This is a genomic window from Sphingomonas pituitosa NBRC 102491 (assembly GCF_001598435.1).
Classification (GTDB): Bacteria; Pseudomonadota; Alphaproteobacteria; order Sphingomonadales; family Sphingomonadaceae; genus Sphingomonas; species Sphingomonas pituitosa.
The window spans coordinates 19,152-31,404 of the sequence record NZ_BCYY01000029.1 but is presented as its reverse complement, the minus strand read 5'-3'; the positions used below and the strand labels follow the sequence as shown (position 1 = coordinate 31,404).

Below are 12,253 nucleotides of genomic sequence, written 5' to 3'. Positions count from 1 at the left end.
CCTCACCGTGCGATATCGCCGGCCGCCAGCACCGCCAGCGTCACCAGTTCGCTGGCGGTCGCGGTCATCGGGGCGATCTGCACCGACTTCTCCATGCCGATCAGCATCGGGCCGATCATCGAGTCGCCGCCCAGCTCGCGCAGCAGCTTGGCCGAGATGTTCGCGGACTGCAGACCCGGCATGATCAGGATGTTTGCCGGGCCCGAGAGGCGCGCGAACGGATAGTTGGCGAGCAGCTTGGGGTTGAGCGCGACGTCGGGCGCCATGTCGCCCTCATATTCGAAGGTCACGCCGCGGGCATCGAGCACCTTCACGGCGTCGCGGATATTGTCGATCCACTTGCCCTCGGGGTTGCCGAAGGTCGAGTAGCTGAGCAGCGCGACGCGCGGCTCATGCCCCATGCGGCGGGCAACCTGCACGGTGCGCTCGGCGATGTCGGCCAGTTCCTCGGCGTTCGGGCGCTCGTTCACCGTGGTGTCGGCGATGAACACGGTGTGCGACCGGCCGACCAGCACGTGAATGCCGAACGGGGTGCGACCATCGACGGGATCGATCACGCGGCGCACCTGGCGCATCGTCTCGGCATAGGTACGCGTGACGCCGGTGATCATCGCATCGGCATGGCCGAGGCGGAGCAGCAGCGAGCCGAAGATGTTGCGGTCGCGATTGACCATGCGCTCGCAGTCCCGGCGCAGATAGCCGCGGCGCTGGAGGCGCTGGTACAGCATCTCCACCATATCCTCGACCAGCGGCGAGTTGACGCTGTTGTGCAGCTCGAAATGGTCCGGGTTCGCACCCAGCGCACGCAGCCGGTCGTGCACCGACTCGCGGCCCACCAGCACCGGGGTACCGTATCCGCCCTCCTGGAAGGCGATGGCGGCGCGCAGCACGACTTCTTCCTCGCCCTCGGCGAAGATGACGCGCTTCGGCTTGGCGCGGGCGCCCTCATAGGCCATGCTGAGCACCGACGTCGTCGGGTTCATGCGCGCGCGCAGCTGCTGGCGATAGGCGGTCATGTCGATGATCGGCCGCGTCGCCACGCCCGAATCCATCGCCGCCTGGGCGACCGCGGCCGGAATGATCTCGATCAGGCGCGGGTCGAACGGCGTCGGGATGATGTAATCCGGGCCGAAGCTGTGCGACGTTCCATAGGCGGTGGCGACCTCTTCCGGCACCTGCTGGCGGGCGAGTTCGGCCAGCGCCCGCGATGCCGCGACCTTCATGGCATCGTTGATCGTGGTCGCGCGCACGTCCAGCGCGCCGCGGAAGATGAACGGGAAGCAGAGCACGTTGTTGACCTGGTTCGGATAGTCCGAACGGCCGGTGGCGATGATCACGTCCGGCCGCACGCGCTTCGCCTCGGGCGGGGTGATCTCGGGATCCGGATTCGCCATCGCGAAGATGATCGGCTTCGGTGCCATCTTGGCGAGCAGCTCGGCCGGCAGCGCGTTCGCGGCCGAAAGGCCGAGGAACACGTCCGCGCCCTCCAGTGCCTCGGCCAGCGTGCGCCGGTCGGTCTTCGCGGCATGGGCCGACTGCCACTGGTTCACGTCCTCGCGACCCTGGTAGATCACGCCGGTGCGATCGCACATCAGCAGGTTGTCCTGCGGCAGCCCCATCGCCTTGATCAGCTCGGTGCAGGCGATCGCGGCGGCACCGGCGCCGTTGACCACCATCTTGGTCGTCTTGATATCGCGGCCGGTGAGGTACAGTGCGTTGATCAGGCCGGCGGCGGCGATGATCGCGGTGCCGTGCTGGTCGTCATGGAACACCGGGATGTTCATGCGCTCGCGCAGCGTCTGCTCGATCACGAAGCACTCGGGGGCCTTGATGTCTTCCAGGTTGATGCCGCCGAAGCTCGGCTCCATCAGCTCGACCGCGTCGATGAAGCGATCGACATCCTCGGTCTTGAGCTCGAGGTCGATCGAGTCGACATCGGCGAAGCGCTTGAACAGCACTGCCTTGCCTTCCATCACCGGCTTGGACGCAAGCGCGCCGAGATTGCCGAGGCCCAGGATCGCGGTGCCGTTGGAGATCACTGCGACAAGGTTGCCCTTGGCGGTAAAATCATAGGCGGTCGCCGGGTTTTCCGAGATGGCCAGCACCGGCACGGCGACGCCTGGCGAATAGGCCAGCGCCAGGTCGCGCTGGGTTGCCATCGGCTTCGAAGCGACGATCTCGATCTTACCGGGACGGCCTTCGGCGTGATAGCGCAGCGCCTCCCGGTCAGAAAACTGGACGTTGCTTTCTTCGGCCATCCACTCGGCTCCTAATCAATGAATGTTTGCGCTCCCTAAAGCAGCCTGGGGCGGTGATTGCAAACGACAGACGCCCCCTTCCGTGCTTTCCCCTACGTCCGGACGCGCGGCCGGACCGCGTAGAGCGTGCTGCCGCCGGACCGCCAGATCGGCACCAGCCGCGGCGCGGCGGCGCCCGGCGGGAGCTGCACGTCGATCAGCCAGACATAGTCGACCGCATCGAGCGGCAGGCGCGGCACCAGGCCGACGATGGCCTGCCGCGACTCCCCGCCCCGGCCGACGCAATCGGCGGGCGAGACGAGCTGCGATGGATCGGTCGCGAAGCCCGGCGGCGCATAGCGGACCTGCAGCAAATGGATCGAGGCGACCGCCCAATGCGCGTTGGTCCAGGCCTGCCGCTCCGCAGTGGCCAGCGCAGCAAGATGCGTCAGGCGCGGCTGGCGCCAGGCGCGCAGGCCGCAATCGCTGGGCACGAGGTTCAGCACCCGGCTGCCCGGCGCGACATGGTCCAGCGCCGCCAGTTCGCGTGCATAGCTGCCCTGATAGCCGAGGAAGCTGGCGGTGGTTATGCCGAACCGCACGGCGAGCAGCGCCGCGCCCGCAAGCAGCACCAGCCGCCGGCGTCGCGCCGAGACCGGGTGCCAGTCCTGCAGCGCCAGCGCGAGCATCATCGCATAGGGCGCCAGCCGCATGTCGACATTGTTGGTGCCCGCAAGCTGGAGCGGCGCCGCCAGGAACAGTCCGACCGTCCCCAGTACGGGCCAAAGCCCTGCAGGCACGATCCGCGCACCGCCCAGCCGCCCCAGCAGCAGCACCGCCAGCGCCGCCGCCACCGTCGCGATGTCGAGCGCAGCATGCTGGTCGCGAACCAGCGCGGTAAGTTCGTCGAGCTTGCCGGGGAAATCCCATGCTGTCGTGCCGCCATCGCCACGCGCCACCGCAAGTGGAAGCACCACCGCCACGAAGGGCCAGAGCCGCGCGGCCACGCCGATCGCTGCCGCTGGTCGCCACCAGCTGCCGGCACGCGCCGCCTCATAGCCGGCCACCCAGAGCAGCAGCAGCGCCCCGCCCTCGCCATGGCCGAGGAACAGGGCCGGCGCGATCGGCAGGAACAGCGCGCCGCGCAGCGCGGCGCGGCGCTCCAGCGCGATCCAGAGCGCGAACCCGCACAGCGCGAGCGCCGCCGTGAAGGAATAGTTGACGAACCCCCACAGGAACGGGCTGTTGTAGACGAAGATCAGCGCCCAGGGCAGCGCCGCGCTCCCCCGCGGGTTGAGCTGACGGGCGACCGCCAGCAGCCCCAGCACCGTCAGCACCGGCACCGCCGCGCAGACCAGCCACATCGCCGCGATCGGCCCGAACAGCGGATGCAGCGCCTGCACGATCAGGTCCGCCGCCAGATTGAGCGTCGGTCGCCAGGCAAAGGCGAAATAGCGGTGCAGCACGCTCTCCGCAGGCGCCAGCTGCACCGCGAACCTGCCGATATGGCCCGGCGCGTCGGTCAGCGGCGGAATGCGCACGAACAGGAACGGCAGCACCGACAGCACCGACAGCGCGGCGATCCAGCGCCACCGCAGCATCGGCACCGCCTGTTCGGGAAGCGGGGACTTGTGCATCGCCCGCGCCTTATCCCCAGTTTCCACCAGCGTCACCCCATGGCCGCGGCTTGTGCCGCCCCCCGCCCTTCCGGTAGCGAGGCGCGATGTCCTCCGCCGCCCCTACCCCGATGATGGTCCAGTATCTCGCGCTCAAGGAAGAGGCGGGGGATTGCCTGCTCTTCTACCGGATGGGCGATTTCTTCGAGCTGTTCTTCGAGGACGCCAAGATCGCGAGTTCGGTGCTCGACATCGCGCTCACCTCGCGCGGCGAGCATGAGGGCGACAAGATCCCGATGTGCGGCGTGCCGGTGCACGCGATGGAGGCCTATCTCGCCCGCCTGATCAAGGCCGGCCAGCGCGTCGCCATCGCCAACCAGACCGAGACGCCCGAGGAGGCCAAGAAGCGCGCCGGATCGAAGGCGCTCGTCGCGCGCGCGATTGTCCGCGTCGTCACCGCCGGGACGCTGACCGAGGAGGCACTGCTCGACAGCCGCACCGCCAATTGGTGCGTGGCGGTGGGCGAGGCCGGCGGCGGCGTCGCGATCGCCTGCGCCGACGTTTCCACCGGCCGCTTCGAGCTGATCGAGACCGACGCCGCCCGGCTCGGCGCCGAACTCGCCCGCCTGAACCCCGCCGAGACCATCGCCTGCGACGCCACCGAGTTCGCCGAGCTTGCCACCGCGCTCCGCCCGAAGATCGACTTCGACAGCGCGGGCGGCGAGGCGCGGCTGAAGCGGCTGTTCGGCGTGGCAACGCTCGACGGCTTCGGCCAGTTCTCGCGCGCCGGGCTCGCGGCGGCGGGCGGGCTGGTCGCCTATCTCGACCATACCGCCAAGGGTTCGCTGCCCTTCCTCCGCCCGCCGCGCGTCAGCCGGGCCGAAGCCGCGATGGCGATCGACGCGGCGACGCGCGAGAGCCTCGAGCTCACCGTCAGCAGCGCGGGTGCCCGCAAGGGCAGCCTGCTCGACGCGGTCGACCGCACGGTAACCGGCGCCGGCGCCCGCCTGCTCGGCGCCGACATCGCCGCGCCGCTGATGGACCGCGGCGCGATCGACGCGCGGCTCGAGCTGGTCACGCTGTTCCACGACGATGCCGGCCTGCGCGACAGCATCCGCGCGACGCTCCGCGCCTTGCCCGATATCGGCCGCGCGCTCGGCCGCCTTGCCGCCGGTCGTGGCAGTCCGCGCGATCTCGGCCAGCTCCGCGACGGCCTCGACGGCGCCTGGCGGCTGGGCGAGAAGCTCGACCGCCTCGTCGATGCCCCCGCCCTGCTCCGCGATCTCGCGCCGCAGCTGCGCGGCCACGGCGCGCTGATCGACCTGCTCAGCCGCGCGCTGATACCGGAGCCGCCGGTCGACGCCGCGCATGGCGGCTATATCGCCGAGGGTTATGACGCCGCGCTCGACGATCTGCGCGACGCCGGCGCCGGCGGCCGCCGCGCGATCGCCGCGCTGGAGGCCGAATATCGCGCCCGCACCGGCATCACCGCGCTCAAGATCCGCCACAACGGCGTGCTCGGCTATCACATCGAAGTGCCGGCGCGCTCGGCCGACGCGCTGATGAAGCCCGACAGCGGCTTCACCCATCGCCAGACGCTGGCTGGCGTCGTCCGCTTCAACGCACCCGAACTGCACGACGTGGCGGTGAAGGTGACCCAGGCCGGCGCCCATGCGCTCTCGGCCGAAGCCGCGCATCTGGAGGACCTGACGGCCCAAGCGCTCGCCCGGCGCGAGCCCATCGCCGCCACGGCAGACGCACTCGCCCGGATCGACGTGTCCGCGGGTCTGGCCGAACGTGCGGCAGAAGGCGGCTGGGCCCGCCCCGAACTGGTCGAGCACAGCTGCTTCGACATCGAGGGCGGTCGCCACCCGGTGGTCGAGGCCGCCGTCGCCCGCGCCGGCGGGCGCTTCGTCGCCAACGACTGCAAGCTCTCCGAGGATTCGCGCCTCTGGCTGGTCACCGGCCCCAACATGGGCGGCAAGTCGACCTTCCTGCGCCAGAACGCGCTGATCGCCGTGCTCGCCCAGGCCGGCAGCTACGTCCCCGCCGCGCGCGCCACGCTGGGGCTCGTCGACCGGCTGTTCAGCCGCGTCGGCGCCTCGGACAATCTCGCGCGCGGCCGCTCGACCTTCATGGTCGAGATGGTCGAAACCGCCGCGATCCTCGCACAGGCCACGCCGCGCAGCTTCGTTATCCTCGACGAGGTCGGGCGCGGTACCTCGACCTATGACGGGCTCGCCATCGCCTGGGCGGTGGTGGAGGCGATCCACGAAGACAATCGCTGCCGCTGCCTGTTCGCGACGCACTATCACGAGCTTACCCGGCTGGCCGAGCGCTGCGACGCGCTCACCCTCCACCATGTCCGCGCCCGCGAATGGAAGGGCGAGCTGGTGCTGCTGCACGAACTGGCGGAAGGCCCGGCGGATCGCAGCTACGGCATCGCCGTCGCCCGGCTTGCCGGCATGTCGCCCGCCACGGTCAAGCGCGCCAAGGCGGTGCTCGACAAGCTCGAAGCCGGGCGCGCCAAGACCGGCGGCCTGGCGGCGGGGCTGGACGACCTCCCCCTGTTCGCCGCCGCCGCACATGCCGAGGAAGAGAAGGTCGACGCGCTGCGCCACGAACTCGACGCGCTCGACATCGATGCACTCAGCCCGCGCGAGGCGCTGGACATCCTCTACCGGTTGAAAGGGCTGGCGACGGAAACCTAGGCGGCAGCACGTTCCATGTGCGTCTCCAGGAACGCCACCGCCTCGATGGCAGGCAGCGGGCGCGAGAACAGATAGCCCTGATATTCGTGGCAGCCGAACGAGCGCAGGAACAGCTGCTGCGTCTCGTCCTCCACCCCTTCCGCGGTCACGCCGATGCCGAGTGCCTGGCCGATGCCCAGCACTGCCTGGATGATCGCGCGCGCGTCCTGCGAGCGACCGAGGTCGTGCACGAAGCTCTGGTCGATCTTCACCCGATCGACTGCCAGCTTGTGGAGATGCGACAGGCTGGAATAGCCGGTGCCGAAATCGTCGAGCACCAGTTGCACCCCCGCTTCGCGCAGCCGCGCCAGCGCGGCCTCCACGCCGGCATCCATCGCCAGCATCGTGCTTTCGGTGACCTCCAGCTGCAATTGCCGCGGATCCATGCCGTGGCGCGCGAGGATCGCCAGGATGCGCGCGTCGATCCCCGGGCTGCGCAGCTGGATCGGCGACAGGTTCACCGCCAGCGCGATCGCCGGGAAGCGCACCATCATCGCCACGGCGCGGTCCAGCACCCAGTCGCCGAGCGGCACGATCAGGCCGCTCGCCTCGGCGATCGGGATGAAGCGGGCGGGCGGAACCATGCCGTGCTGCGGGTGGTGCCAGCGCACCAGCGCCTCGACGCCCACGACGCGGTGGCCGCCCGCATCGATCACGGGTTGATAGTGGACATCGAACTGGTCGCCCGCCGCGAGCGCCGTGCGCAGTTCCGCCGTCAGGGTGCGGCGAGCCTGTACTTCGGCCGCCAGCGCGGCATCATAGAGGCAGAACGCATTGGCCGGCTGGCGCTTGGCCTCGTACAGCGCGAATTCGGCACGGCGGTGGAGTTCGTCGGCGCACAGGCCCGGTTCCGCCCAGGCGCAGCCGATCGAGACGCCCAGCGCCACCGCCCCCGCCGGCCCGGCGAACGGCGTGTCGGCCAGCGCCAGCATCCGCCGGCAAGCCGCCTCGGCCCCGGCCGCGTCGCTGCAATCGTCGACCAGCACCGCGAAGCTGTCACCGCCGGTACGGGCCACCCGGTCCGGCCCGCGGGCAGCGCTCGCGAGCCGGTAGGCGAAAGCCCGGAGCAGGGCATCGCCGACACAGTCGCCGAACGCGTCGTTGATGTCCTTGAACTGGTAGAGGTCGATCAGCAGCAGCGCCGGCGGCGCCTGCGGGCAATCGACAAGCGCAGCGGCCAGCCGCTCGTTGAGCGCGGCGCGGTTCGGCAGGTCGGTCAGCGTGTCATGATAGGCGAGATGGCGGATATGCGCTTCCGCCGCGCGCAGCGGGGTGATGTCGGTCAGGATGGTGAGCACCAGCGGCGCGCCGTCGAACACGACCCGTCGGCGCCGGGTGACGACATGGCGGATCGCACCGTCATGGCCGTCGATCACCTCTTCGGTTTCGAGATCCTCGCCCGTGGCGAAGACCTGGGCATGTTCGGCGGCGAACCGGGCCGCTTGCCCCGGCGCGAGATAGGCCGTGATCGGCGTCGAGAGCCAATAGGCCCGGTCCTTGCCGGCAAGCGCGCAAAAGGCCTGGTTGACCTCGACGATGCGATCGGCACGGTCGATCAGCAGCACCGGCGACGGCAATGCCTCCAGCATCATGCGCAGGCACGAGCCGGGCGCCGTGTCCGCGTCTCCCTGCTCTGCCTGCTGCATCGGGCGCTCCGCTGCCAAAATCCCTGGAGCCTGGGGTATTGCCGCGGCGACTCGGGCGCTGCCTAGTTGGGGCATGTCCATAACGGCCGCGTAAGCTTCCGCTAACCAGCAGGCGCGGCGGCGATGGCGAAAAGAATGGGCCTGAAATGAAAGAGGCCGCCGGGACCCGACCAGGGCACCCGGCGACCTCCGACATGGTCAGCGGCCGGAGAGCTCCAGCCCGGGAGACCATGCGGACCGCTTTACTTGCAGCTGCCGGCGTTGATTGGAGGAGAATACCTCCCGACAGCATCACGGATGGAGGGCTTCCACCCGCGCGGCAAGATCAGCGGCGCGTCTCCCGAACGAACTGAACCGACCTCACTGCTGAACCATGAGACATCGGATCACCTCCTTTCGCTTGTTGAAGAGCCTGTGCCTCTCGACACACTTGACATGTAGGACGTGCCTGAGTCGCAGAACAAGTCTTGTAAAAGAATTTTATCGGTGCGATTCTGGACGTCTGGCCCGAAACGGCGCGCTGCGCTGCGCTAGCGGCGGCAATCCTCCACCACCCGCAGGATTTCCGGCCAGGCCGGGATCACCAGCACCGGCAGCCCCCCGCCCTCGACCACGAACCGCCCCCGGCTGAAGCCGATCGCATCGAGAAAGCCGTCGTTCGCGGCGAAGGTCATGGCGAGCATGCCGGGCGCGCTCGGGTCCGGCGTGGCCGGGATCGCGCGGACGGCGCTGGTGGTACGGAGGGTCAGCGTGGCGGGGGCCGAGCCGGTCCGCGACAGCGTCACGCGCCGCGCGCCGAGGTCGCAGCGGAGGATCGCCAGCGGCGCGCCCCCTGCCGCCCCGTAGGTCGCGACGCTGCCATTGCCGGCGGGGCGATAGCGCCAGTCCCCGCGGGTGAGCGGCCAGTCCCGCCAGTCCGCACCGAGCGCGGGTGCAGGCGGCGGCGCGGCGACAGGCACGGGAACCGGCCGAGGCGCCGCAGCGGGCGGCGGCGTGGAGGGAGCGGGCACACAGCCGGCGAGCGCGACGAGGCCGGCACCGGCGAACAGGGAAAGCAAACGCATCGCCGGCTTATGGGCGCGCGGGCGCCACGGCTCAACGGGGGACAGGGACGATCGCGACGGAGTGGAAGCTGGCGGCGACGCGCAGGGGCTCAGGCGGCGCGCGGCACGATCCGCTCGAGCGCGCCGTGCATCGCGCGCTTGGCTTCTTCGAGATCGAAATCCATCTGGAGCCGAAGGAAAAACCCTTCGGACATGCGGAGATAGCGGGTCAGTCGCAGATCGGCCTCCGCATCGACGGGGGCCTTGCTCGCTACCAGCTGGGCCAGCTTGCCCGGATCGATGCCGGTACCCGCGGCAACCTCGTCCAGGGATATATCGGAGCCGACGAGAAAGTCCTCCCGCAGAACCTCGCCCGGATGGACATTGTCCAGCCGGTCCTCATCCGCGATGGTAATCCTCGATCCGGACATCGTCCGCGCCTCCGTCCACCCAGCGGAAGGTGATCCGCCACTGGTCGTTGATCCGGATACTATAGGTCCCTTTGCGATCACCCTTCAACTCCTCAAGGCGATTGCCGGGCGGCACGCGCAATTCGACCGGGCTTGCCACCGCGTTGAGCATGCGCAGCTTTCGGCGGGCGGTTTGCTGAATGTCAGAGGGAAGCTTTCGACTCCGCTCGCCATCGAACAAGCGCTTGGTTTCATCGTCATCGAAGCTGAGAATCATGCCCTAATCCTTTCAGGACACGATCTGCCGTACCAAACAGACTGCCGTTACCGCCGTCAGGGCCTCACCCCCGCCGCGGCCCGCCGAACTTGGTCTTGGTCTGCTTGCCGTACCGAGTCTTCCGCGTGCCGGCCTTGCCCTCATTGCTGCGCCCCATCACCGGTGCCTTGCGATCGCCCTCGGGCAGCCCGAGTTCCTCGGCCTCCAGCGATCGGATCTCGTCGCGCAGGCGGCCCGCTTCCTCGAACTCCAGGTTCGCGGCGGCATCGCGCATCTTCTTCTCGAGCTCTTCGATATAGGCGCGCAGATTGTGGCCGACCATGTGCGGGCGATCGGCGTCGATCTCCACCGTCACCTGGTCCTTGCTCGACACATGGGCGATGATGTCGCCGATGTTCTTCTTCACCGTTGCCGGCGTAATCCCGTGTTCGATATTGTACGCCATCTGCTTCTCGCGGCGGCGGCCGGTCTCGGCGAGCGCGCGCTCCATGCTGCCGGTCATGCGATCGGCATAGAGGATCACCCGCCCCTCCACGTTGCGCGCGGCACGGCCGATCGTCTGGATCAGCGAGGTCTCGGAGCGCAGAAAGCCTTCCTTGTCGGCGTCGAGGATCGCGACCAGCCCGCACTCCGGGATATCGAGCCCCTCGCGCAGCAGGTTGATGCCGATCAGCACGTCGTACACGCCCATCCGCAGGTCGCGGATCAGCTCGATGCGCTCCAGCGTCTCGGTGTCCGAGTGCATGTAGCGAACCTTCACGCCCGCCTCGTGCATATATTCGGTCAGGTCCTCGGCCATCCGCTTGGTGAGCGTGGTCACCAGCGTGCGATAGCCCTTGGCGGCGGTCGCCTTGCACTCCTGGATCAGGTCCTGCACCTGTTCCTCGACCGGCTTGATCTCCACCGGCGGATCGATCAGCCCGGTGGGGCGAATGACCTGCTCGACGAACACGCCGCCGGTGCGCTCCATTTCCCAGTCGCCGGGGGTGGCCGAGACGTACGTGGTCTGCGGCCGCATCGCGTCCCACTCGTTGAAACGCAGCGGCCGGTTGTCGATCGCCGAGGGCAGGCGGAAGCCATATTCGGCGAGGGTCAATTTGCGCTTGTGGTCGCCGCGCGACATGCCGTTGATCTGGCCGATCGTCTGGTGGCTTTCGTCGACGAACAGCAGTGCGTTCTCCGGCAGATATTCGAACAGCGTGGGCGGCGGCTCGCCGGGCAGGCGGCCGGTGAGGAAGCGGCTGTAATTCTCGATGCCCGCGCAGCTGCCGGTCGCCGCGATCATCTCCAGGTCGAAATTGGTGCGCTGCTCCAGCCGCTGGAGTTCCAGCAGCTTGCCCTCGATCTCCAGTTCCTTCAGCCGCTCGGTCAGCTCGTGGCGGATCGCCTCCATCGCCTGCTTCAGCGTCGGCCCCGGCGTCACATAGTGGCTGTTGGCATAGACGCGGACATAGTCGAGGCTCGCCACCTTCTTGCCGGTGAGCGGATCGAACTCGACGATCTCCTCGATCTCGTCGCCGAAGAAGCTGATCCGCCAGGCAGTATCCTCATAGTGCGACGGGAACAGCTCGAGATTGTCGCCGCGCACCCGGAACGCACCGCGGCCGAAGGCGGCGTCGTTGCGCTTGTACTGGAGCGCCACCAGCTTGCGGATGATCTCGCGCTGGTCGACCACCTGGCCCTTCTTCAGGTCGAAGATCATCGCCGAATAGGTCTCGACCGATCCGATACCATAGAGGCACGAGACCGAGGCGACGATGATCACGTCGTCGCGCTCCAGCAGCGACCGGGTCGCGGCGTGGCGCATCCGGTCGATCGCCTCGTTGATCGAGCTTTCCTTCTCGATATAGGTATCCGACCGCGGCACATAGGCTTCGGGTTGATAGTAATCATAATAGCTGACGAAATATTCGACAGCGTTCTCGGGGAAGAAGTTCTTGAACTCGCCATAGAGCTGCGCGGCGAGGATCTTGTTCGGCGCAAGGATCAGCGCGGGGCGCTGCAGTTCCTCGATCACCTTGGCCATGGTGTAGGTCTTGCCCGAACCGGTGACGCCGAGCAGCACCTGGTCCCGCTCGCCGGCCCGTGCCTGCTCGACCAGCTCCGGGATCGCGAAGCGCTGATCACCCGACGGCTGATAGTCGGAAACGAGCTTGAACGCCTTGCCGCCTTCCGCCTTTTCGGGGCGCTGGGGGCGGTGGGGGATGAAGGCCTGGCCCGTCTCGGGCTCGGCAAGGTTGGTCCGGATCTGGATCGCCATGGCATTGAATATGG

At 68.5% G+C, this 12,253-nt stretch carries 8 protein-coding genes; 1 reads left to right on the top strand and 7 read right to left on the bottom strand.

What is annotated here, in order from left to right:
* Positions 1–2: 2 nt before the first annotated feature.
* Both SPI01S_RS19015 and SPI01S_RS19010 read right to left on the bottom strand, forming a co-directional pair.
* Positions 3–2,258 (bottom strand): NADP-dependent malic enzyme, encoded by a 2,256-nt coding sequence (locus SPI01S_RS19015; protein ID WP_066726492.1) that lies wholly within the window; start codon positions 2,256–2,258, stop codon positions 3–5.
* Positions 2,259–2,350: 92 nt separating this feature from the next.
* Positions 2,351–3,874: a hypothetical protein gene (locus SPI01S_RS19010; RefSeq protein ID WP_066726534.1), complete on the bottom strand. Its 1,524-nt coding sequence runs from the start codon at positions 3,872–3,874 to the stop codon at positions 2,351–2,353.
* A 110-nt stretch (positions 3,875–3,984) separates the two neighbouring features.
* On the opposite strand from SPI01S_RS19010, the gene mutS reads away from it, so the two are divergent.
* The gene (mutS, locus tag SPI01S_RS19005; protein WP_066726484.1) at positions 3,985–6,564 is read left to right on the top strand and encodes a DNA mismatch repair protein MutS; all 2,580 of its coding nucleotides are present in this window, start codon (positions 3,985–3,987) and stop codon (positions 6,562–6,564) included.
* On the opposite strand, the gene SPI01S_RS19000 is transcribed toward mutS, so the two are convergent.
* From SPI01S_RS19000 to uvrB, 5 genes are all read right to left on the bottom strand, one after another.
* Entirely contained in the window at positions 6,561–8,249 is a 1,689-nt protein-coding gene (locus SPI01S_RS19000) for a putative bifunctional diguanylate cyclase/phosphodiesterase (RefSeq protein WP_245653684.1), read from the bottom strand. The genes mutS and SPI01S_RS19000 overlap by 4 nt on opposite strands.
* Positions 8,250–8,779: 530 nt before the next feature.
* On the bottom strand, positions 8,780–9,313 hold the full coding sequence (locus tag SPI01S_RS18995) for a hypothetical protein (protein ID WP_066726482.1): 534 nt from the start codon (positions 9,311–9,313) through the stop codon (positions 8,780–8,782).
* Positions 9,314–9,402: 89 nt separating this feature from the next.
* Complete coding sequence (locus SPI01S_RS18990; RefSeq protein WP_066726474.1) at positions 9,403–9,723, bottom strand: HigA family addiction module antitoxin; 321 nt, start codon at positions 9,721–9,723, stop codon at positions 9,403–9,405.
* On the bottom strand, positions 9,692–9,979 hold the full coding sequence (locus tag SPI01S_RS18985) for a type II toxin-antitoxin system RelE/ParE family toxin (protein ID WP_066726470.1): 288 nt from the start codon (positions 9,977–9,979) through the stop codon (positions 9,692–9,694). Before SPI01S_RS18985 ends, SPI01S_RS18990 begins: the two co-directional genes overlap by 32 nt.
* A gap of 64 nt (positions 9,980–10,043) precedes the next feature.
* On the bottom strand, positions 10,044–12,239 hold the full coding sequence (uvrB, locus tag SPI01S_RS18980; RefSeq protein ID WP_066726468.1) for an excinuclease ABC subunit UvrB: 2,196 nt from the start codon (positions 12,237–12,239) through the stop codon (positions 10,044–10,046).
* Positions 12,240–12,253 lie beyond the last annotated feature (14 nt).